A 22,542-nucleotide genomic window follows, 5' to 3' on the forward strand; every position below is an offset into this window, starting at 1 on the left:
CGCCAGCGGCTAGTTCGGCCCCAGGTAGCTGATCGGGATCGGGGCCGTCGCGGCGACGATCTTCTGCAGCACCACATTGTCGTCGAGGCGCCAGACCTTGAGCACGTGCGCGCCGGCGGCGACGCCGGCGAAGGTGGTCTGGATCACCCGGGCATTGTCCTCCACCGCCCTGCTCCAGGCGGCCTGCTCCTCGAGCGTGGTGGCGGTGGGCGCCGGCATCAGCTTGTCGACCAGGGTGTGCATCGGCCCGTCGTCGATCGAGACGCCGATCCGTTGTGAGCCGCGGCCGGTCGTGTCCAGGGTGGGCACGAGATAGAGCTGGACGGTGAGGTCGCCAGCCTGGGTCGTGGCGAGGTCGTACTCCACCCGCACGCCGTCCATCTCCGTCGTCGGCGGCCGGCCCTGCGGCAGAGCGGCGACGGCCCCCACGGTCCGGCCGAGGTTCGGGATCGCGCGCCAGCCGAGGCCCGCCCCGTCCACCGTCCGCCGGAAACGCGGCGCCTCGATGGCGGTCACGCCCGGCGGTGAGGCGTGGCGCTTCGCGAAGACGATCGGCTTTGCGGGCGCCTGGGCCGCGACCCGCTCCAGGCGCGGCATGATGTCGGTGTCCGGCTGCTGCCAGCTCGTGTAGCCGATGTGGGTCTGGCTCATCATGCCGTCCCACTTGCCGCCATTGGCGCGGTGGTAGGTCTCGGTCAGGGCCTTGTCCCTGGCGAAGGCCGCCTCGGCCCGGTCGGCGAAGACATTGGCCCGCGGGTCGCGCCGCTGGGCCAGCCGCCGGTTCCAGGCCGTGGCGTAGTGCAGCCGGTAGAGGTTGGCCATGGCGGCCACCGGATGCTCCACCACCTGCAGGTAGGCGTCGCGGCCGTCCGCGGGGAGTTGCGCCTTCACCCGCAGCATGTCGCGCTCCAGGTCGTCCCACTCGGCGACCATGGCTCCGAACTCGCCGCCATCCAGTTCGTCCCCCGCCGCCTCCCCCAGCCGGAAGCTGCCGGCATCGATCAGCTCGGGCTTCCGCCGCGCGGCCAGCCGGCTGTAGCGGGTGATCAGCTCGCCGATCTCGGCGGCCCTCGCCGGTCCGAACGTCCGCCGCGCCCAGCCTTCCGGATAGCGGCCCAGCGCCTCCACCGTCATGCCCTCCGGGTCCCAGGCCTGGTCCAAGAAGAAGCTCAGGGGGAACTCCATGGGCTTGATGTCGCCCACGTTGACGATCCACAGCGTCCGGGCGCCGCGCGCGTACGCCAGGTCCATCTGCTGCCAGGTCTTCTCGACCTGGGTGTTGTTCAGCCACTTGTAGTTCCGGGGCGCCCCCACATAGTCGAAGTGGTAGTAGACGCCGTACCCGCCCGTCCGCTCGAGGTCTCCGGTCGGCAGGCGGCGGATCTGGCCCCAGTTGTCGTCGGCGAACAGCAGGGTCACGTCGTCCGGGACCTTCATCCCCTGGTCGTAGTAGTCCTGCACCTCCTTGTAGAGCGCCCAGACCTGCGGCGTCTGGTCGGCGGGCTTCCCGGTCACCTCGGCGATGATCTTCCGCTGGTCGGCGACGATGGTCTCCAGGAGCTGGGTGGCGGTGGCGTCGCTCATCGCCTCGTCGCCGTCGCCGCGCATGCCGACCGTGACGATGGCCTCGTAGCCGCGGCCGTCGCCCTTCGACATCTTCCGCTCGATCCCGCCGCGCCAGAAGGTCCGCAGGGTCTCGCCGTTGGTCGCATAGTCCCAGCGTCCGCCGGTGACGCCGCCGTGCTTGTCGCGGCGCCATTCGTCGTGCGCCCGGGTCATAGGCTCGTGGTGGGAGGTCCCCATGACCACGCCCATCTCGTCGGCCAGCACCATGTTGCGCGGGTCGTCGTCGTTGAACGCCCGCGGCTGCCACATAGCCGGCCACAGGTAGTTGCCCTTCATCCGGAGCAGCAGCTCGAAGACGTGCGCGTACATCTTCGAATTGGCCCCGCCGAACCGCTTCTCCGCCCAGGTGGTCAGCGCCGGGGCCTCGTCGTTGATGAAGAAGCCGCGGTACTTCACCTTCGGCTGGTCACGCCGGGCGCCGGCGGTGACGTGTAGGCTCGCCTTGCGCGCCACCGGGGCGTCGGCAAACCAGTACCAGGGCGAGACCCCGATCTTTTCCGAGAGGTCGTAGGCGCCGAACACCGCGCCGCGGCGGTCCGAACCCACGATCACCAGGGCGCGCGGCACGTTCGGGAACGGCCGCTCCACCACCACCTGGCGGAAGGCCTCCCACTGGCCGGCGAGGTCGTCCGCGCTCAGCTTGCCCTGCGCCGCCAGGCGGTCGATCGCCGGGCTCTGGCCCCGCACGCCGATGACCACCAGCTCGCCCTTCGCCTGCGCCGGATCGGCGACCCGCACGACGGACCGGCCGCTCACCCGCTGCAGATCCGCCGCAAAGCCGTCGGCGGCGTGCTTCACCGCCGGGTCGGCGATCGCGTCGACGTAGACCGCCGCGGGCCGCCCGCCGCGGATCAGGCCGAACGCGCCCGGGCTCGCGCGCTCGCACACCGACACCGGCGTCGTGCAGGCGAAGGCTGGCGCCGCGGCGAGCGAGACGAGGAGGGCGGCGAGCGCCCAGGCCCCTCCCCGAAGGAGGCCGGTCCAGGGCATCAAGCCACGGTGAACTGGGCGCTCTTCAGGTCGACCGAGTTCGGGCCGACGGAGACGGTGAACCTGCCCGGCTCCACCACCCGCTTCATGTCGATGTTCCAAATGGCGAGGTCGTCGGGCGTCAGGTCGAAGGCCACCGTGGTCCGCGCGCCGGGGGCCAGCGTCACGCGCCGGAACCGCTTCAGCTCCAGCAGCGGTCGGGTCACCGAGGCGGCCTCGTCGCGCAGGTAGAGCTGCACAACCTCGTCGCCCTCGCGGGCGCCGGTGTTGGCCACGTCCACCTCCACGCGCAGGGTGTCCGCGACGCCCAGGCTGGTCCGCGACAGGCGCGGCGCCGAAATCTGGAAGGTGGTGTAGGAGAGCCCGAAGCCGAACGGATAGAGCGGGCTGGTGTCGCCGAACAGGTAGCCGCGCCGCGAGGTGGGCTTGCGGTTGTAGAACATCGGCAGCTGGCCGGCGTCGCGCGCGATGGTCACCGGCAGCTTGCCGCCCGGATTTGCCCGGCCGAACAGGACGTCGGCCACGGCGTTCCCGGTCTCCTGGCCGAGGTACCAGCCCTCGATGAGGGCGTCGGCCTTCTCCGCCAGCAGGTTGACCGCCAGCGGCCGCCCGTTGAGCAGCAGCACCACCGTGGGCTTGCCGAGCGCGAAGATCGCCCGGGCCAGGTCCTCCTGCTGGCCGATCAGGCCGAGCTCGCTGCGGTCTCCCAGGTGGTTGTCGGCCCAGGCCTCACGGCTGGTCTGCTCGTTATCGCCCAGCACCATCAGCACCACGTCGGCGCGCCGGGCGACCTCAACGGCCTCGGCGATCAGGCGGGCGTTCACCGCCGGGTCCACGAGCTTCACCTCGTCGGCGGCCCAGACGCGGCTCTCGGTGATCCGCACGGCTTCGGCGTAGTCCACCTGGAAGCGGCCCTTCGCCTCCGCCTGGACCCCCTCCAGTACGCTCACCACCTTGCGCGGGATTTCGCTGTAGCCGCCGATCGGGGTGTCGCGGGCGTGCGTGCCCAGCACCGCCAGCCGGCCGATCTTGCCGGCGTCGAGCGGCAGCAGGTTCTTGTCGTTCTTCAGCAGCACCATGGTCTTGCGCGCCGCCTCGCGGGCGAGCGCGATGGCGTCCGGCGCGGCGGTCAGTCGGTCGGCGCTGCGGACGTCGGCGTAGGGGTTCTCGAAGAGGCCGCCCTCGAACTTCAGGCGCAGCACCCGGCGCACGGCCGCGTCGACCTGGTCCTGGGAGACGCGCCCCGCGCGCACCAGGGCCGGGAGCGCGTTGTAGCAGTCGCCGTCCGGCAGCTCGACGTCGACCCCAGCGTTGATCGCCGCCACGGCCGCGTCCTCGCCGGTCTCGAACATCTTGTGCCGCGTGACCATCTCGCGGATCGCGAAATAGTCGCTGAGGGTCGCGCCCTTGAAGCCCCACTCGCCCCGCAGCACGTCGGTCAGCAGCCACCTGTTGGCGTGCGAGGGCACCCCGTCGATCTCGTTGTACGAGGGCATGACGGACAGCACGTTGGCCTCCTTCACCGCCCGCTCGAACGGCGGGAAGAAGCTCTCCCGCAGCACACGCTCGGAGATCTGCGCCGGCCCGATGTTGGTCCCGCTCTCCGGCTGGCCGTGGCCGGTCATGTGCTTGAGCGTGACGAAGACCTTGTCCTTCGCCAGCGGCAAGGTGCGGCCCTGGAAGCCGCGGATGGCGGCGAGCCCCATCTCGGCGACGAGGTGGGGATCCTCGCCGTAGGTCTCCTCGATCCGACCCCAGCGGGGATCGCGGGCCACGTCCACCACGGGCGCCAGCGCGATGTTGGAGCCGCGGGCGCGCATCTCGCGGGCCGCCACCGAGAACACCTTCTCCACCAGCTCCGGGTCCCAGGTGGAGGCGAGCCCGATGGCCTGCGGGAACATGGTGGACTCGCGCGCGACGTAGCCGTGCAGGGCCTCGTCGTGCATCAGCATGGGGATGCCGAGCCGGGTCTTCGTCATCGCCCAGCGCTGGGCGGCGTTGATGTAGCGGGCGGTCTCCACCGGCGTGCGGTTGATGGTGCCGGGCGCGGCGCCGGCGTGCGGCCCCTGCGTCGCGCCGCGGCGGTCGGAGGGGCGGGAGATCTGGCCAAGGCCGTGCGGGAAGGCGGCGCTCGCCTTCTGCGGCGAGAACTCCGCGTCCGCCGTCTGGATGGTCTCCTTCTTCAGCCAGATGCCGACCAGCTGGGCGCACTTCTCCTCAAGCGTCATGCGGCCCATGAGGTCGTCGATGCGCGCGTCGGTGGGCGCCTTCGCGTCCTTGTAGAGCGGCCGGCCCTGCGCGCCGGCGGGCTGGGCCGCGAGCGCCGCGGAGATGGCGATCAGGCTGGCGCCGACGTGGCGGCGGGTGAGGCGCATCGTCATGGAGTGTCTTCCGAATAGGCGTAGAGGCCGAAGGTCACGCCGACGAAACCGCCGGCGGTCTTGGTGGAAAGCATCGTGCCGTCGGCGCCGGCCTGGAGCGTCGTCCAGCGGCCGGGCTCGATGGCGTAGAGGAAGTCGTATCGGTCGCCCCGGGCGACGACCTTCAGCTCCACCGGCCGTCCGGCCGGGACCGGCGCGGCGGCCAGGGTGACGCCATGCGGCGCCTCGCCCCTGCCGGCCCGACGCTCCAGCTTGACCACGGTGCGGCCGCCGTCGCGGGCGAGGCTCAGGAGATAGAAGAAGTCCTCGCTCTGCAGGGCCGCGAGACCCGCCCGGTCGCCATCGCGGGCCGGGGCGAAGGTCACCCGGGTGGCCGCCTCCGCCTGCATGTGCTGCTGGCGGCGGCCGAAGTAGGAGGGCTGGCCGAGCGAGCCCAGGGGAACGTTCCGCGCCTGCAGCGAAAGCGCCCCGCCCCCGAGCCGGTGCCAGCGGGACTTCGGCGAACGGATGGTCATCCAGGCCGGGCCGAGCGCCCGGGCGTCGAACTCGTCCCGGTAGGCGTCGGGCGCCGGACCGGCGCCGGCCGGCAGCTTCGGCCGCGGCAGGACCGCGGGGATGGCCGCGTCGCCCTCCAGAATCACCGGCCAGCCGTTCTTCCAGCTCACCGGCAGCAGGAAGGTCTCGCGTCCGGTGTTGTAGAAGTCGCCCGCGTAGGGCCGGGTGGCGAGGAAGGTCGCCCACCAGTCGCCGGCCGGCGTCTCCAGGAGGTCGGCGTGGCCCGCCGAGGTGACGGGGTCCGGCCGATCCCTCGGCAGGTGGCGCTGGGTGAGGATCGGGTTGCCTGCGTAGGGCTGGTAGGGGCCCCAGACCTCCCGGCTGCGCAGGACGACCTGGGAGTGCTGCTCGGAGGTGCCGCCCTCGGCGCAGGTCAGGTAGTACCAGCCGTCCTTGCGGTAGATGTGCGGGCCCTCGATCCAGATCGGCTTCTTGGAGAGGTCGACCCCGCCGTTCACCAGCACCTTGCGCGGACCAACCGGCTTGAGCGCGTTGAGATCGAACTCCTGCATCCAGATCGCGCGGTGGCCCTCGTAGAGCGGCGTCCCCTCCGGCGGCCCGTTGTTCAGCAGATAGGCGCGGCCGTCGTCATCGAAGAAGAAGGAGGGGTCGATCCCGTCCACCTCCCGGATCCAGACCGGGTCGGACCAGGGACCGGCGGGGTCCTTCGCGCTGATCAGGTAGTTGCCGCCGCAGTCCACGCAGGTGTTGAGGATGTAGAAGGTCCCGTCGCGCCAGGTGATGTCCGGCGCGAAGACGCCGCGCGACAGCCCCAGCCCGGAGAAGTCGAGCTGCCCCGGCCGGTCGATGGCGTTGCCGATCTGCTGCCAGCTCACCAGGTCGCGGCTGCGGAACACCGGCAGGCCCGGGAAATAGGAGAACGTGGAGCTCACCAGATAGTAGTCGTCGCCCACCCGCAGCGAGCTCGGGTCCGGGTAGAAGCCGGTGAGCACCGGGTTGCGGAACTGGCCGGCCGGGGCCGGCGGCGGGGCCTGGCCGCGGTAGTCGAACCAGTCGAACCGCGCCTCTCCGGCCGCGGCGGGACCGGCCATGGCCAGCGCCAGGATGACCGTGCGGATCAGGCCCATGGCGTACGCTCCGGCGCGGCGCGGAAGGCGGCCGTGATCGCCTCGCGCATCGGCTTGGCGCGGAGCTCGGCGTCGTAGGGCGTCGGGCGCTTGGGCAGCTTGTCGGGCTTGGGGGTCGTGCCCTGCAGCCAGGAGTAGCTGTCGGCCAGGCCCCAGACGAGCACCTGCTTCATTTCCGGGTAGGACAGCATCAGGTCCAGGTAGGCCTTCGTCAGCGCCGCCACCTCCGCGTCGCGGCGCGGGATGTCGGACGGCATCGCCTTGTCGTTGGCGTCGAGCTCGGTGATCAGCAGGTCGAGGCCCATGCCCTTGGCCTCGTCGAGGAAGGCCCGCCACTCGCGCTGGTCGGCGGCCGCGAAGCGGGCCACCTCCGGCTCGTCCACGCCGCCGCCGATGTGGCCCTGGATGCCGAGGGCGTGGACCGGCACGTTCTTCGCCTTCAGCCGCTCCAGCAGCTTGAGCACGCCGGCCCGGTGCTTTGCGAAATAGGGGCCCCAGCCCATGTAGTCGTTGTAGACGAGCTTCGCATTGGGCGCGGCCTCGCGGGCAGCATGGAAGGAGAGCTCCACGAGCTCCGGGCCCACCGCGCGGCCGAGGGCGGTGTCCCGCTCCGCGCCGGTCGCCGGGTCGACCGTCTCATTGACCACGTCCCAGGACTGCACCTGCGGGTAGCGGCCGGCCACGGTCTTCACATAGTCCGTCAGCCAGCGCGCGGCGGCGTCCCGCCCGCCGAAGTCGTGGGCCCTCACCCAGGCCGGCGTGAACTCGTCCTTGTTCCAGACGAGCGTGTGTCCGCGCAGGACCATGCCGTTCTCGCGGGCGAAAGCCGCGATGGCGTCGGCCGGCCCGAAGCGCCATGCGCCCTGCGCCTGCGGCATCAGCGAATAGAGCTTGTGCTCGTTCTCGGCGACCAGCGCCCCGCACTGGGCGGCGACCAGCGCGCGATAGGCCGGATCGGCCAGGCCCCGGCCGCCCAGGGCGGTCCCGAACCGCACGCCCCTGGCGCGGGCGAGCCCATCCAGCGAGTCCGGCGCAGGCGCGGCCGCGCCGACCAGAACGGCGGCCGACCCTGCAGCCAGCGCTTCCCGACGCGACAATCCTCGCCGCACGCCCAACTCCCCATTCCGGATCTCGTCTGCGCCCTGAGGCGGCCTGCGGACCCTTGTCTCCCGAATGTGTGCCGGACGTGGTCAGACCATTCAAGCGATTTCTGGTAGCGCTCCCATGGATCGACGTCCTGCCAGATGCATGCTTTGGTTCCCCCTAGGGAACGGGAGGGACGCCATGACCACGGCCACGATGGCTTCGGACAAGCTCGAGATCGGTCGCGTGATCCAGCAGACCTTCGAGGTGCTGGGTCGCAACTTCGTGACCTTCCTGGTCCTCGCCGTGATCCTCACCGGCATCCCGACGCTGGTCGCCGGCCTCATTCAGATGCAGGCGAACGAGACGGACTCCGCCACCCTCTGGGCCTGGTTCGTGACGACGGGGCTGATCTCCGGCGTCGCGGGCCTGGTGCTGCAGGGCGCCCTTACCTACGGGGCGATCCATTACCTCAACGACCGCCGGGTGAACGTCACCGAGAGCATCACCATCGGCCTGCGATCCTTCCTGCCGCTCTTCGCGGTGGGTCTCCTGTACGGCCTCGCCGTAGCCCTCGGCTCGGTCCTGCTGCTGGTGCCCGGGATCATGATCGCCGTCGCCTGGTGCGTGGCGGTCCCAGTCTTAATCGCCGAGCGCAAGCCGATCATGGACACCTTCGGCCGCAGCGCCGAGCTGACCCGCGGCAACCGCTGGCGGATCTTTGGCCTCTTCCTGATCTACGTTGTCGCCTACGTGATCATCGGCGCCGTCGTCGCGGCCCTGTCCGGGGCCTGGCAACTGGTGGACGGCGACCGGGACATGGCCACCGGTCCCGGCGAGATCGCGGTGAATACGGTGACGAACGTCATCTCGTCCCTGATCGGGGCCACCGGCGGGGCGGTGCTCTACACCGAGCTTCGCAGGGTCCGCGAGGGGGCGACGCCGAACGCGCTCGCCGCGATCTTCGACTAGGCCCCTGGGCGCCTACACACGGTCGAACTTGTCGCGGCGGCGGTGGCCGAACAGCATCCGCTTCTCCAGCCGTCCCCGCAGCCCCGCGTAGTAGGCCGACAGGAACGCCCGGTCCGAGAGGTCGTCCGGCCCCTCCCAGCCGATCTTGCCCCGGATGCGCTTGGCGACTTCCGCCATGGTGCGCCGCTCGCCCGAGCGCAGGACTCCCTCCAGAACGTGCAGTTCCTTGACCCCATAGGCGTCGAGCTGCGCCTGGGTGAAGGCGAGCCCGGCGCTCGAGGGTGCGTCCCGCGTCAGGTCCGGGCGCAGCACCCGCCGGGGCGCCTTCACCACCATGGTCCCGGCCGCCAGGTCGCCCAGGCGCAGCCGGTCGCGGTTGAACAGCGGGAAAACCACGAACACCCCGCTCCAGATCACCCCCAACCCGATCAGCCAGGCGTCCACCCCCTCGCCGCGGGCGAAGAAGAAGGCGGCCGGCAGGAAGACCTCCAGCTCGCGCATGGCGTTGCGCGCGAAAACCGCGTCGGCCGTTAGCCGGCCGCCGTCGCGGGCGATCACCCTGAGGCCCATGGTCCGCTTGCCCGGGGTGGCGGCGCTCGGACGCAGCTCGAAGAAGACGAAGTAGAAGTAGCGGACCGCGAAGAAGCCCAGGGTCCAGACCACCGCCGCCAGCTCCATGGCGAACCCGAACCTCAGGCGCAGGTTGGCCAGCACGACGACGAGGGTGAAGGCGACGAGGCCGGCGGCGATGATCAGGGCATCGACGAAGAAGGCCGCGGCGCGCTCGGAGTAGGCCCCGATCTTCAGGCGCAGATCGACGCCCTCGGGGGTGATGAACTCGCGCCAGCCGTCGTCCGGCGCGCGCGCCGGGCGGTCGCGCTTGCGGCGGCGGAGCACGCCCGCGAGGCTCATCGCCGGGCCTTACGGGGAAGGTAGAAGTAACCGGCCCAGACGATCCCCGTGACCGCCGCCACGGCATAGCGGGCGAGGTCGTTGCGGATCAGCTGCCGGGCGAAACCCTCCAGCAGGCCGGCCACGAACAGCATGACCACCACGCCGGCCATCACCATGGCCGCCCGGCGTCCGGCGTGGGCGGCGGCGTCGACCCGCGTCCGCTCGCCGGGGAAGGCCACCGCCCAGCCGATGGAGAAGCCAGCGGCGCCGGCCAGCGTGATGGCGAACAGCTCCGTGACCCCATGGATCATCAGCCAGCCACCGGCCTCGAAAGCCAGGCCGTGGCTGGCGAACAGCGCCAGGAAGGCCCCCAGCATGCAGCCGTTGTAGATCATCAGGGCCGCCGTCGGCAGGCAGAGCGCGAAGCCGAGCGCGAAGGCGAAGATCGCCACCTGCGAATTGTGGGTGAACAGGAAGGCCGCCATGGCGCCCAGTCCGTCCCGCAGGGTGGCCTCGTCATAGAGCGTGCCGCGCAGGCTGGCGGCCGAGGCGGCGGGGTCGCGTCCGCCGGCCAGCTCCGCCGGGATGAAGCCGTAGAACCAGTCCGGGTCCTGGCCCACCAGGATGAAGGCCGTGATCGCCCCCACCACCATGATCGCCGCCGAGACCAGGGTCTCGCGCCACAGGCCGCGCACCGCCGCCGGCCACTCGTGGCGGAAGAAGCCCAGCACGCGCTCGCCCAGCCGGGTGCGCGTGCCGTAGACGAAGAAATAGGCGCGCGTGCAGAGGCTCTCCAGGTACTCCACCAGGCTCTGGTCCAGCGAGATGGAGCGCGCCACCGACAGCGACGAGAGCGCCTGCTGGTAGAGCACCGGCATCTCCAGGAGCTCGTTGCGCCGCAGTTTCGCCGCCCCGCCCTTCTCTGCCTTGGCGAGCAGCGCCTCGAGGCGGCGCCAGTCGGCCTCGCGCTCCTCCCGAAAGCGGTGGCTCTTGAGCTGCAGCTCGGCCATCAGAGGAGCTCCCGCCGCTTGGCGCCGAGGTAGGCGTTGACCAGGGCGGGGCCGAGTTCGCCAGCCTTCGCCTGGACGATCTGCGCCCCCAGCCGCTTCAGCCTCGCCACCACCACCTCGCGCTGCCGGAGCAGCGCCCCGGCCACCACCGCGCGCGAGACGTCGTCGGCGTCCTGCGGCTCGGCGCGGACGAGGTCCTCCAGCTCCTGGTCGCGGAACACCACGAACATGACGAGGTGGGTGCGCATCAGGCGCTGCACGTTCTCCACCATCAGCTCAGCGCTGGTGGGGTCGGCGAAGTCGGTGAACACCACCACCAGGGCGCGGCGGTCCAGCCGGCCGGCGAGGGTGGTGAGGCCGAGCGTGAAGTTGGTCTCCTCCGCCGAGTATTCGAGCTGCGCCGCCAGCCGCTGGATCAGGGGGAAGGCCTGGGCGCCCGCCGTGACGCCGCTCGACACCCGGGGCCGCGCGTCGAAGGCGAAGAGACCCACCCGGTCGCCAAGCTTGAGGCCCACGAAGCCTAGCAACAGGGCGGCGTTGATCGCGTGGTCCAGGCGCGGGATGCCGGCGGTCGGCGCGGACATCAGCCGACCGGTGTCGATCGCCAGGATGACGTGGTGGTTGCGCTCGGTGCGGTACTCCCGGCCCACCAGCTTGGCGTGACGCGCGCTCTGCTTCCAGTCGATGGACCGGAGGTCCATGCCGGTCTGGAACTCCTTGAGGGCATGGAAGTCGGAGCCTTCGCCGGTGTCGAGCTGGGCCTTCTGCCCGAACGGCGCGTCGCGGGCGAACAGGCGCAGGGCCTCGTCCTTCACCGCCTGCACATCGGGCGTCACCGCCAGGGTGTGAGCGGGCTGCGTCTCGCGCTGGCGCCAGACGAGGCCGAGCGGACCCTGCCAGCGCGCCCAAAGCCCCTCGATCCGGCCCTCGCCCCGCCGCTGCGGCGAGAGCGCGAACCGGGCCCGCGCCGCACCGCCCGCGGCCCGCGCAGTCTGCCGAGCCGGCGAGACCGACAGCCGGTCGTTGGCGCCCAGGGCCAGCTCCACCTGCCGCGGCCCCGCGCCGGCGAAGGCGGCGGTGACCTCGGCCGCGTCGTTCCGGCCCACGCCCAGCACCCGCGGCGCGGCGACGCTCAGCTCCAGGGCCGCGGGCCTCGCCGACAGCAGGGCGTCGGCCAGCATCAAGCCCGCCGCCATCAGCACCCACGCCCCGGCCGCCACCCACAGCCCGGGCGCGGCCAGCGCCACCGCCAGCGCCACCGGCGCTCCGGCGGCGGCCAACAGGATGGCTCTGCGGGTGGGATAGAGGGTCACCGGATCAGCGCGGAACGGCGGCCTGGTCGACGAGTGCGCGGATCACCTCGTCGGCCCGGCGGCCCTCGATCTCGGCGGCGGGCGACAGGATCACCCGGTGGCGCAGGGCCGGAAGCGCCAGCGCCTTCACGTCGTCCGGAATGGCGTAGTCACGGCCGTCCAGCGCCGCCCGCGCCCGGGCGGCCAGCGCCAGGTGGGCGGCGCTGCGCGGCGAGGCGCCGCTCTGCAGGTCCGTCGTCTCCCGCGTCGCCCGGACCAGGTCGATCACATAGCCCGCCACATCGTCGTTCAGCCGCACCTCGGCGACCGCCTTGTGGGCGGCGCTCAGCGTCTTGATCGTGGCGACCTTGCCGACTCCCATGTCGGCGGGATCGGCCTGGCCGGCCTGCACGCCGTAGGCCTTCACGATGGCCAGCTCCTCGTCGCGGCTCGGGTACTGCAGCGACTGCTTGAACAGGAAGCGGTCGAGCTGGGCCTCCGGCAGAGGATAGGTCCCCTGCTGCTCCAGCGGGTTCTGGGTCGCCACCACCATGAACCGGTCGGACAGCGCGTGCGACTTGCCGTCGATGGTCACCCGCCGCTCCTGCATCGCCTCCAGCAGGGCCGCCTGGGTCTTCGGCGGGGTGCGGTTGATCTCGTCGGCCAGCAGCAGCTCGCAGAACACCGGCCCCGGGTTCAGCGTGAAGCTGGAGGTCTGGAAGTTGAACAGATTGGTGCCGATGATGTCGGCCGGCATCAGGTCGGGCGTGAACTGGATGCGGCCGAAGCCCAGGTCGAGCGTGCGGGCGAAGCACTGCGCCAGATAGGTCTTGGCCGTCCCCGGCGGCCCCTCCAGCAGCACGTGGCCGCGGGCGAACAGGGCCACCAGCAGGAGATCCACCGTCTCCGTCTGGCCGACGATGGCCTTGCCGATCTCCGCGCGCACCTGTTCGGCCAGCGCCTTCACCTCAGTGACGTTCACGCGTCATCTCCAGTCTCCAGTCGTGCAGCTTGCGCGCGGCGGCCAGAAGCTCGTCGCGGGTCTTGGCGCGCCCGGCCTCCGCGGCGAGCTCGGCCGGCGGGGCGGCGCCGCGCAGGCGGGCCAGCTCCTCCAGCCAGGCCTCGTCCGCCCGGTCGGAACCGGCGGCGCGGGCGATCAGGGATTTCGTCAGCGCCACATAGTCGGCGGCCATCTCGGGCTCGCGCCGGGCCATGCGCACCAGCCCCGCGGAATTGTCCACCAGCGCCCGCTTCCCGAGCGCCACGGCCCGGCCGCGGCCCCGCGCCGGCCCGAAGCGGGCGAGCGCGTGCAGGCCCATCAGCAGGGCGGCGGCCACGGCGCAGAGGGTCGCCGCCAGCCACGGCGGCTCCAGCAGGGTGCGGCCGATGCTGCGGCCCTGCTTGAGCCCGTTCAGGGTGACGTCGAAGCTGACGCCGTTCTTGCCGGCTTGCGGGTCCAGCACGATCAGCCCGGCGCGGGCGTTGGCCAGGCTGTCGATGCCCTGGTTGTTCAGGAGGTCGGGGTCGGCGAGCACGATCACGTCCGGCCGCTTCCGCGACTGGCCCACCACCGTCCGGCCCAGTTCGTCCGCGAACAGCGGGATCCAGTCCGGTCCGGAAATGGTCTGCAGGCGGTCGATCTCGCCCAGCGGCAGCTCGCCCGCGCCGGCGAAGGCCGCGCCGACGCCATGCAGGCGGGGACGGGAGGCGCCCTTGCGGTGCGCGACCTCGGTGCGGGCGGCGAACGGGCTGAGCAAGTTGGTGGCCTGGGCCGTGCTCGCGCCCAGCCCCGCCTTCCGCAGCCGGCCCGGGCGTATGGGATCGCGCGCCGCCCGCCACTTCGGCAGCACCACCAGGGTCTTCTCGGCCTTCGGGAAGGCGGCGAGGTCCTTTCCCTCGGTCCTCCAGCCGGGGGTCAGCACCCGGACCAGCTCCGGATCGGCCTGCAGCCGGCGCGGATCGCGCCGGTTCACCTCGACCGGGACGCCCATCTCCTCCAGCAGGACCACCGCCCCACGGAAGCCGATGGCGGAGCTGGAGAGCGCATGGCCGCCGGGGTCCTGGCTCAGTCTCATCTCCGGCGCATAGGCCGACAGCACCGCCAGCGAGGCGAAGGAGACGATCCCCACCAGCACCAGCGCCAGCACCGTGCGCGGCGAGAAGGTCGCCGGCCGCGTCCCGGGCGCTTCGGCCGCCGCGCTCATCGCCAGGCTCCGGAGAACGCGAAGGCCTCGTAGTCGGCACGGGCGGCGCGGAAGTCGTCGGCGTCCACCGTCCGGCCGCCGAAGAAGCTGCGCTCCACCGCCTCGGCGATACGGACAAAGGCGCTCCGCGGTTCGCCGGGCAGGGCGTCCAGCCGGGCGATGTCGCGGGCGGTGAGCGCGGGCCGCACGACGCCGGGCCGTCGCCCGGAGAGGTCGTCGATGCTGCGGAACAGGAGCAGGTGGATGGCCTCCGCGAAGCGTCCCTCGACCGCCAGGCGGTCGGCGTCCTCCAGCAGGGCGCGGGCCCGGGCTTCGTCGGGCCGCCAGTCGGGCGCCTCGACGCGGATGCGCCGGCGCGAGCCGATCCGCAGGCCCAGAACCTCGTTGGCCACGAACCAGAGGATCAGGGCCGCGCCCAGGATCACCCCGCCCCAGAAGACATACTTCAGCACCGGCCCCAGGGCCGTGAGGGCGTCGATGAGCGGCTGCAGCCACGGCGGCGGCGGCTGTGGCGTGAAGGCCTCGAAATCGAACTGCAGGCCCGGGGTCCGGAGCAGTTCGGCGTGCGCCTCGGCCAGGCTCGCGCCCGCCGTCCGGCCCGCCTCCGACGCCCCCGCGTCTGCCGCCACGCAACACCCTCCGCCGCCGCAGGACTGCGCGGCGTGCGCCGAGGCTAGCGCAGCGCGCCGCCCCCGTCAGCCCGGCATCGTCCCGCCGTCAGGAGCCCGATGCGGGCGCCGTCTGCGGCAGCATGGCCACGACCTCGTTGGTCTTGGACATGAACTTCACGCCCTTCAGCCGGTCCCTGGGAAAGCCCGTCCAGGCCCGTTCGGCCTCGATCGGCGTCACCGCCTGGGCCGCGGCGCCCTCCGGCTTGGTGGCGATCACGTCCACCTCGTAGATCCCGTCCTTCGGCGCGGCAGCGTAGATCCTCGGCAGGAAGGCCGCGTCGCTCCAGCCGGCGGTGGGCGCCTTGCCCTCCACCTTCAGGATCAGCTTCCCGCTCTGATCGAACTCCAACTCGCCCTTGTCGATGCTGAGGATCTGGTCCTGGCCGGCGTACATCTGGGCCGGCCGAGCCAGCGACTTGGGCTTGGCCGGCGCTGGCGGAGCGGCGGCCTCGCTGGCCGACTGTTCGCAGCCCGACAGTGCGACCCCGCCCGCGAGCAGAACCGCCATCAAGAGGGTGCGCATAGGTTTCCTCCCCGTAATCACACCACGTCAGGCAGGGTGCCCACGGCGGCGCTTGCGTGGCAAGCCCGATGAACCGCGTTACGCGACCGCGCCTCAGGCGACGAGGAAAGCCCAGGTCGCCCACAGGCAGAAGATCCCCGCCAGCGCCGCCACCAGCCGGGCCAGCCAGCGCCGCGCGGCGCTCTCCATGCCCCCCGAGAACCGGATCAGGGCGAGGGCGCACAGCAGGTACATGCCGAGGTTGGCAAGGACGGCGGCGTTGATCAGGGCGTTGAACTGCCGGGTCAGGGTCGGCGAGACGGTGGCCAGCGCGGTCAGCGACATCAGGACCGCGGTTACGATCACCCCGCGCACGGGCAGGCGCGCCCCCCGCTCGCCGGCGATCGCCCGGGGCAGGTAGCCGCTCGCCCCGCCGGACGCGCCGGCCTCCGCCGCCACCAGCAGCCAGCCGGCGAGCGTGCCCAGCGTCTTGGCCAGCGCGCAGGCCGCCACCACCGCGCCGGCGATCGGGCCCACCAGCCGCTGGACCACGTCGGCGAAGGGCGCGGTGGAGGTCGCCAGCTCCGACGCCGGGATCACCCCCATCACCGCCGCCGTGGCCGCCGCATAGATCACCGAGGCCAGCGCCACCCCACCGAGGGCTGCGATCGGCAGGTTGCGGCGGGGATTGTCCACCGCCTTGGCCGCGACCGTCGCGCTCTCCAGGCCCAGGTAGGCCCAGAAGATGGTCACCAGGCTGGCCGGGATCGCCTGGGCGAGCGGCTGGCCGCTGACGTTCCAGGAGGCGGCGAAGACCTCGGCGTCGAAGGCCAGGAAGCCGAACACGATGGCCGCCAGGATCGGCACCAGCCCGATCAGGAGGGTCGAGCCCGCGAACCAGCCCACCGCCCGCGGCCCGGAGAGGTTGGCGAGCGTCATCAGCCAGATCAGGCCGATGGCGCCCAGCGCCGTTGGCCAGGCGCCGATCAGGCCCGGGAGGAAGACGGCGAGGTAGCCCACCGCCGCCAGCGCGATGGCCACATTGCCCACCCAGCAGGACGCCCAGTAGGCGGCCCAGGCCACGAACCCCGCCGCCGGATGCAGGCCGTCGGCCGGATAGCGCACCAGGCCGTTGGGATCGGGCCGCATCGCCCCCAGGATCGCGAAGACCCCGGCCAGCGCCATGGCCCCGGCCCCGGCGATCGCCCAGCCGATGAGGCTCGAGCTGCCGACGCTCGCCAGCGAGGCCGGCAGCAGGAACAGGCCCGAGCCCACCATGTTGCCGGCCACCAGGAAGGTCGCCGTCAGGGGCCCCAACCCCTGCTGCTTCAGGCCCTTCTCGCGCGTCTCAGCCAAACGATGCTCCCCCGCCGGTCCAGTGGAGCACATCCCCTCCCCGCCTGGGAGAGGGGGCTAGAACCTTCTCCGCTTCGCGTCGCGCACCACCTCGCGCGCGGCGTTGTGGCCCGGCGCGCCCGTGACGCCGCCGCCCGGATGGGTCCCGGCCCCGCACTGGTAAAGCCCGGCGACCGGGGTGCGGTAGTCGCCCGCCCCCAGCACCGGCCGCGCCGAGAACATCTGATCGAGGCTGAGATTGCCGTGCATGATGTCGCCGCCCACGAGGCCGAAGGTGCGCTCGAGGTCCAGCGGCGACAGCACCTGACGGCCGAGCACCGAGGCCTTGAACCCCGGGGCGTGGCGATCCACCGTCGCGATCATCAGGTCGGCCACCTCCTCGCGGCAGTCGTCCCACGACCGGCCGTCGGGCAGCGTCGGCGCCACGTGCTGGCAGAACAGGCTGGCCACGTGCCGGCCGGCCGGCGCCAGGCTGTCGTCCAGGGTGGACGGGATCAGCATCTCGACGATCGGGTCCTTCGACCAGCCGTGGTGGCGCGCGTCGGTGTAGGCGCGGTCCATGTAGTCGAGGCTGGGTGCGATGATGATGCCCGCGGTCAGGTGTTCGCCGGGCTCGGGCAGGACCGAGAACCGGGGCAGCTCCGACAGCGCCACATTCATCCGGAAGGTGCCGGAGCCGGAGCGGTAGCGGCCGATCCGCTCGCGGAAGTCGGCGGGCTGCGCGGCCTCGTCCACCAGCTTCCCGAACAGCAGCTTCGGGTGCAGGTTCGAGACCACGGCGCGGGCTTTCAGGGTCTCGCCGGCCTCGGTGACCACGCCCGCGGCGCGGCCCTTCTCCACCAGCACCTCGGCGACGCCGGTCCCGGTGCGAATCTCCACGCCGCGCTCGCGGCAGCAGGCGGCCATCGCCTGGGTGATCGCACCCATGCCGCCGATGGCGTGGCCCCAGGCGCCCTTCTTGCCGTTCACCTCGCCGAACACATGGTGCAGCAGGACGTAGGCCGAGCCCGGCGTGTAGGGGCTGGCGTAGTTGCCGACCACGCCGTCGAAGCCATAGGCGGCCTTGATCGGCTCGCTCTCGAACCAGCCGTCCAGCCAGTCGCCGGCCGACTGGGAGAACAGGGCGAGCAGGTCGCGCTTGCCGGTCATGTCCAGCTTCGACAGCCGTCGGCCAAGGCTCGCGCTCTTCAGGAGCTCGGGGATGGCCTTGGCGAGCCCGCCCTCCACCAGGTTCGGCGGGGTCATCAGGACCAGTTCGCGCAGCACGTCGGCGATGCGTTCCAGCCGGTCGCCGTAGGCGTCCAGCCGCTCGGCGTCGCGCGCGGAGAAGCGGGCGACCTCGGCCTTGGTCCGACCCTCGCCGACGCAGAAGTGGTCCCCCTCCAGCGGCAGGAAGTTGGACATCTTCCGCTCCACCACCTTCAGGCCGTGGCGGTGAAGCTCAAGGTCGCGGATGACCTTCGGATTGAGCAGGGAGACGGTGTAGCTGGCCACCGAATTGCGGAAGCCCGGGTGGAATTCCTCGGTGACGGCGGCCCCGCCTACCACCTCGCGGCGCTCCAGCACCGTCACCTTCAGCCCGGCGGCGGCCAGGTAGGCGGCGCAGGTCAGGCCGTTGTGGCCCCCGCCCACCACGATCACGTCGGTCATCAGGCGGCTTCCTTCGGCGCGTGGTCGAGGGCGGCTTCGGGGATCTGGGCCTTCAGCCGCCGGGCGAAGGCGGCCAGGCAGACCTCCGAGGGCCCCAGCGGACCGGAGACGTAACCGGAAGAGGCCATGCCGTCCTGCACCCGCTGGATCAGCACCGTGTCCTCGGCGTTGACCTGCCGGTTGATCCGCCAGTTGAGGTAGCGGGCCGCCTTCACCTCGCGCCGCGCGTCGGGTCGCACATAGGCGATCTCGCGGATCAGGGTCTCGGTGGGCGACACCGGGATGAACTGCATGAAGTCCACCTGGTCGGGATAGACGTCGAAGGCGAGGTTCGGCCAGAGCCGGTAGTAGAGCCAGCGCCGCCGCCCTTCCGGCGGCAGGTGGTCGAAGCTGTCCAGCAGGGCCTGGTAGTTCCGCTCCACCCAGTTGGACGACGGCGCCTCGGTGATGTCTCCCCACAGCCGGTCGGTCCAGGTCCCGGCCTCCATGGCGTAGGTGGGCCCGAACAGCCGCGTCAGCCCCGGGTGGGCCACAGGGATGTGCAGGCCGTCGGCGTAGTTGTCGGCCACGTTCTTCCAGTTCACCGGCCGCGGCCGCAGCGTAACCCGCCCCTGCGGTTGCAGGTCTTCGAAACCATGCGGCTCGATCTCGGCCTCGTAGGGGGCCATCATCTCGGCAACGCTCGGCAGGCCCGGGGCGAAGCGGACGAAGACGAAGCCGCGCCAAATCTCCTGCTCCACCGGCTTCAGGCCATGGGCGGCGAGGTCCAGGTCCTCGAAGCCCTGCCAGCGCGGCACGTTCTTCAGCGACCCGTCCAGGCCGTAGCTCCAGGCGTGGTAGGGGCAGACCAGCCGGTGGCCGCAGTTGCCCTCGGAGCCGTCCACCAGCCGCGCGGCCCGGTGGCGGCAGGCGTTGTGGAAGCAGCGCACCGTCCCGTCGTCGCCGCGCAGGGCGATCACCCGCTCGCCGAGGAGGTCGAGGGTCTGGTAGTCGCCGGCGTTCGGCACATCGTTGACGTGGCAGACCACCTGCCAGCCGGTGCGGAACACCGTCTGCCGCTCCCGCTCGAAGAAGCCCGGGTCCGAGTAGATCCAGGCCGGAAGGCTCTGCTCCAGTCCGCTCACCGCGCGTCCCTCATCCTTGCTATACGCTCGTATAGCAACGGACCCATTGGCGGGCCAGCCGCACCGCCTCCTCGGCGGTGAAGGTCTGCGGATCGAGGCACAATTCCAGCCAGAGTCCGTCCAGCAGCGCCGAGAGTCCGAGCGCCGCCGGCCCGGGCTGCGCCACGCCCAGGCCCGCCAGCAATCCCTCGATGCGGCGGCGGTAGGCGGCGAAGGTCTCGGCGTGCACGGCCGCCGCGCCCGGGTCCGAGCGCACCAGCCCCCAGAACCCGAGCCAGGCCGACAGCAGGTCCCGGTCGACGATGGCCGGCGAGAAGCTGGCGGTCAGGAAGGCGTCGAGCCGGGCCTGCGGCGCGGGCCCCGCCGCCGCGATCGCCGCGTCGATGTGGACATCGACGCGGGCGACCACGTGGCGGTAGGCCTCGACCAGCAGCTGGCCGAAGCCGCCGAAGTGGTGGCGCACCAGCCCGGGCGAGACGCCGGCGCGCTTGGCCACGTCGCGCACCGACACCGCCCCCAGCCCCCGGTCGGCGAGGCTCGCGAGCGTGGCCTCGATCAGCGCCTTGCGGCGGACCTCAGCCAGCTCGCGAGAGAACCGTGCGCTCAGAACGACTGTCCGAAGCGCAGCCCGATGGTCCTCGGCCGGATCGGCGTCACGAACACCCGCGAGCACACCGCAGGCGCGCACTGCACGCCGCGATCGAGCTGGCCCTCCTCGTCCAGCAGGTTCTTGGCGAAGGCCTCCACCCGCCAGCTCTCCCGCTGTACCCCGGCCGCCAGGTCGAAGGTGGTGTAGGACGGCAGCTTGCCGACCACGGCGCGGTCGTCGAGCCGCAGGTCGGGCCAGGCCGAGGTCGTGTGCACGACCGAGCCCTGCACGTGGGCGTCCATGTCGCCGACCGTCCACTCGTAGCGGGCCGTCAGGTTGGCCTTGAACTTCGCCGTCACCGGCAGGGAGGTGCCCTTCGGCGCGGCCGGCGGCGCGCTGGGATCGGGAGTGTAGTCCTCGTCCAGCTCGGCGTCGGTGTAGGCCGCCGCGCCGTTCAGGGTGAAGCCCTCGGCCACCACCCAGCTCACGTCGGTCTCGATCCCCTTCATCTTCGCGTTGCCGGCGTTGCGGATCTCCGTCAGGCCGTTGGCCCCCAGGAAGGAGAACTGGAAGTCGTCCCAGCTCTCCGAGTAGATCGCGCCGTTCCACCGCAGCCGGTTCTGCAGCCAGGTGGTCTTCCAGCCGAACTCCAGGTTCTTCAGGTAGTCGGACTCGTAGGGCGGCAGGGTGCCGCGCCGGTTGATCCCGCCCGGCCGGTAGCCCGTCGAATAGGTGACGTAGACCATCCGGTCCTCGTCGATGTCGTACTGGGCGTTCAGCCGGTAGGTGTGGCCCTTGTCCTCGGTGACCTTGTCGACGTTGGTGCAGGGGCTGCCTTCCACGTCCTCGGGGCCGAAGCAGGCGGCGACGCCGGTGCTGCCGCTGTAGCCCTCGCCGAAGCCGAAGAAGCCGACCAGCGAGTTGCGCGCCTTGAAGAAGCGGATGCCGGCGTTCAGCGTCAGCTTCTCGCTGACGTCGAAGCTCATGTCCGCGAAGGCGGCGGTGTCGCGGTCCACGCGCAGCTGCTTGGTCAGCCAGATGGTGTCCGGCCAGCCGGGGACTTCCGTCGCCGCGGCGAGGTCGTCGATCTTGTAGCGCTGCTGGATGTTGTGGGTCTGGCGCTGGTAGAACAGCCCGCCGGTGACCCGTAGCGGCTGGTCGGCCGGCGTGCTGATCCGCAGCTCGTGGCTCTGCTTCTTGTAGACGTCCTTGGACTGGATGTACTGCGAGATGTCGTGGGGATTGCCCGCGTCGTCCACCCAGTAGGACCCGTAGCCCGCCAGGGTGTCGTAGAAGTACGAGTAGTCCGAATAGTCGGACTCGGCGTCGATCCAGCGCTTCATGAGCGCCCCCGCGTAGACGATGTCGAGGTCGGACGCCGTGCCCTCGATGGTCATGGCCGCCTGGAACCACTTGTCGTCGCTGCTCTCCGGCCGGAAGCGGCTGACGTTAAGGTCGCCCTTGCCCGGGTCGTAGGCGAAGCCGCCGTCGGCCTCGGTCCGCTGGGCGTTCAGGGTGGGCGTGACCGTCCAGTTCTCGTTGAGGTCCACGCGCAGCGCCGCGCGGGCGCCGTAGGTGTCCACCTCGTTGTAGTCGTTCTCAACCAGCGGGGCGTTGTTCACCGTCACCGGGCCCGTCGGGTAGGTGAGCGTACCCGGCACGTTGCCGATGTAGCCGGCGTCGTGCTGGGCCCAGGCCACCAGGCGCACCGCCATGCTCTCGCCGAGCGGCTGGTTCACATAGCCCTCGAAGCCGTAGCCGTAGTCGCCGTGGCTGACCTTGTTGGCCTCCAGGTCATAGGCGGCCGAGAAGCCGGACGGCGACGGCTTGTTGGTGATGATCCGGATGGTGCCGGCCTGGGACGAGGCGCCGTAGAGCGTGCCCTGCGGCCCCGCCAGGACCTCGACACGGGCGATGTCGTAGACGTGGATGTCCAGCGGACCGGTGATGGTCGTCACCGGCTGTTCGTCCAGGTAGACGCCGACGCTGGGCAGCGGGCCGGAGTGGTTGTTGTTCTCGCCCGAGGCGACGCCGCGCATGTAGATGGTCGAGAAGCCCGGCGCGGCCGTCTGGATGGTGACGTTCGGCAGGAACCGGGCGTAGTCGGTCATGTCCGAGATCTGCAGCTCGTCGAGCCGCTCGGTGCCGATCGCCTGCACGCTCACCGGCACGTCCTGCAGGTTCTCCGACCGCTTCTGGGCGGTGACGACCACCTCCTCCAGCTGCGACCCGGCGGTCTGGGCGAGCGCGGGCGCCGCCAGTCCGGTGAACATCGTGGACGCCAGCAACGCGGCCAGCCTCCCCTTGGATTGAAGCCTCATACGCACCCCCTCTTCTCGGTGATCGGCCCCTCGTACGCCGGGGCTCTTGGATAGCTTTCCAGCACCGGGCCCAGCGCCGCCTTCAGCGGCTCCAGCCACGGCTCGTAGTGACGCCAGTGCTCGGCGGCGTCGGTGTAGATCGGCTGGCGCACCTGCTCGGAGCTGGCCGTGCGCACGGCCCGGTCGTTCTCGTAGAACCGCAGGCAGGCCTCCTCGAACGGCAGGCCGCAATGG

17 protein-coding genes and 1 pseudogene are annotated in these 22,542 nt (G+C 71.5%); 1 reads left to right on the plus strand and 17 read right to left on the minus strand.

Annotated elements, in window-relative coordinates:
- Positions 1-9: 9 nt before the first annotated feature.
- The 4 genes from VM685_RS05210 to VM685_RS05225 are packed head-to-tail and all read right to left on the minus strand — an operon-like array spanning position 10 to position 7,737.
- Positions 10-2,616, minus strand: coding sequence for a glycosyl hydrolase 115 family protein (locus VM685_RS05210; RefSeq protein WP_325459063.1), 2,607 nt, complete (start codon positions 2,614-2,616; stop codon positions 10-12).
- On the minus strand, positions 2,616-4,997 hold the full coding sequence (locus tag VM685_RS05215; protein ID WP_325459064.1) for a glycoside hydrolase family 3 N-terminal domain-containing protein: 2,382 nt from the start codon (positions 4,995-4,997) through the stop codon (positions 2,616-2,618). The genes VM685_RS05210 and VM685_RS05215 overlap by 1 nt, the downstream gene beginning before the upstream one ends.
- Positions 4,994-6,640 (minus strand): glycoside hydrolase family 43 protein, encoded by a 1,647-nt coding sequence (locus VM685_RS05220; RefSeq protein ID WP_325459065.1) that lies wholly within the window; start codon positions 6,638-6,640, stop codon positions 4,994-4,996. Before VM685_RS05220 ends, VM685_RS05215 begins: the two co-directional genes overlap by 4 nt.
- Positions 6,631-7,737, minus strand: a complete 1,107-nt coding sequence (locus VM685_RS05225) for an endo-1,4-beta-xylanase (protein WP_325459066.1) — start codon at positions 7,735-7,737, stop codon at positions 6,631-6,633. The genes VM685_RS05220 and VM685_RS05225 overlap by 10 nt, the downstream gene beginning before the upstream one ends.
- A 187-nt stretch (positions 7,738-7,924) precedes the next feature.
- Here VM685_RS05225 and VM685_RS05230 point away from each other — a divergent pair, with 187 nt between their 5' ends.
- A complete protein-coding gene (locus VM685_RS05230; RefSeq protein ID WP_325459067.1) occupies positions 7,925-8,695 on the plus strand; it encodes a hypothetical protein in 771 nt (256 codons plus the stop codon).
- Between the two features lie 12 nt (positions 8,696-8,707).
- Here the strand turns inward: VM685_RS05230 and VM685_RS05235 are convergent, their stop codons facing one another.
- From VM685_RS05235 to VM685_RS05295, 13 genes and pseudogenes are all read right to left on the minus strand, one after another.
- Positions 8,708-9,607, minus strand: coding sequence for an RDD family protein (locus tag VM685_RS05235; protein WP_325459068.1), 900 nt, complete (start codon positions 9,605-9,607; stop codon positions 8,708-8,710).
- Positions 9,604-10,599, minus strand: a complete 996-nt coding sequence (locus tag VM685_RS05240; protein WP_325459069.1) for a stage II sporulation protein M — start codon at positions 10,597-10,599, stop codon at positions 9,604-9,606. Before VM685_RS05240 ends, VM685_RS05235 begins: the two co-directional genes overlap by 4 nt.
- Positions 10,599-11,879, minus strand: a complete 1,281-nt coding sequence (locus tag VM685_RS05245; protein ID WP_325459070.1) for a DUF58 domain-containing protein — start codon at positions 11,877-11,879, stop codon at positions 10,599-10,601. Before VM685_RS05245 ends, VM685_RS05240 begins: the two co-directional genes overlap by 1 nt.
- Before the next feature lie 37 nt (positions 11,880-11,916).
- Complete coding sequence (locus tag VM685_RS05250) at positions 11,917-12,873, minus strand: MoxR family ATPase (RefSeq protein WP_325459071.1); 957 nt, start codon at positions 12,871-12,873, stop codon at positions 11,917-11,919.
- The gene (locus VM685_RS05255; protein ID WP_325459072.1) at positions 12,860-14,095 is read right to left on the minus strand and encodes a DUF4350 domain-containing protein; all 1,236 of its coding nucleotides are present in this window, start codon (positions 14,093-14,095) and stop codon (positions 12,860-12,862) included. The genes VM685_RS05250 and VM685_RS05255 overlap by 14 nt, the downstream gene beginning before the upstream one ends.
- On the minus strand, positions 14,092-14,724 hold the full coding sequence (locus VM685_RS05260; RefSeq protein ID WP_325459073.1) for a DUF4129 domain-containing protein: 633 nt from the start codon (positions 14,722-14,724) through the stop codon (positions 14,092-14,094). Before VM685_RS05260 ends, VM685_RS05255 begins: the two co-directional genes overlap by 4 nt.
- 88 nt (positions 14,725-14,812) lie before the next feature.
- The gene (locus VM685_RS05265) at positions 14,813-15,289 is read right to left on the minus strand and encodes a hypothetical protein (RefSeq protein ID WP_325459074.1); all 477 of its coding nucleotides are present in this window, start codon (positions 15,287-15,289) and stop codon (positions 14,813-14,815) included.
- A 93-nt stretch (positions 15,290-15,382) separates the two neighbouring features.
- Positions 15,383-16,624, minus strand: a complete 1,242-nt coding sequence (locus VM685_RS05270) for an amino acid permease (protein WP_325459075.1) — start codon at positions 16,622-16,624, stop codon at positions 15,383-15,385.
- A 57-nt stretch (positions 16,625-16,681) separates the two neighbouring features.
- A complete protein-coding gene (locus VM685_RS05275) occupies positions 16,682-18,274 on the minus strand; it encodes an NAD(P)/FAD-dependent oxidoreductase (RefSeq protein WP_325459076.1) in 1,593 nt (530 codons plus the stop codon).
- Positions 18,274-19,398 carry an aromatic ring-hydroxylating dioxygenase subunit alpha gene (locus VM685_RS05280; protein WP_325459077.1) on the minus strand — a complete coding sequence of 375 codons (1,125 nt, stop codon included), beginning with the start codon at positions 19,396-19,398 and terminating at the stop codon, positions 18,274-18,276. The genes VM685_RS05275 and VM685_RS05280 overlap by 1 nt, the downstream gene beginning before the upstream one ends.
- Before the next feature lie 19 nt (positions 19,399-19,417).
- Entirely contained in the window at positions 19,418-20,071 is a 654-nt protein-coding gene (locus tag VM685_RS05285) for a TetR family transcriptional regulator C-terminal domain-containing protein (RefSeq protein WP_325459078.1), read from the minus strand.
- Positions 20,002-22,308 (minus strand): TonB-dependent receptor, encoded by a 2,307-nt coding sequence (locus VM685_RS05290; RefSeq protein WP_325459079.1) that lies wholly within the window; start codon positions 22,306-22,308, stop codon positions 20,002-20,004. Before VM685_RS05290 ends, VM685_RS05285 begins: the two co-directional genes overlap by 70 nt.
- A pseudogene (locus tag VM685_RS05295) lies at positions 22,305-22,542 on the minus strand (hypothetical protein); the annotation flags it as partial. The gene VM685_RS05290 and the pseudogene VM685_RS05295, both read right to left, overlap by 4 nt.

Origin of the sequence: Phenylobacterium sp. (assembly GCF_035539035.1) — a bacterium.
In the GTDB taxonomy this organism is placed as follows: Bacteria; Pseudomonadota; Alphaproteobacteria; order Caulobacterales; family Caulobacteraceae; genus Phenylobacterium.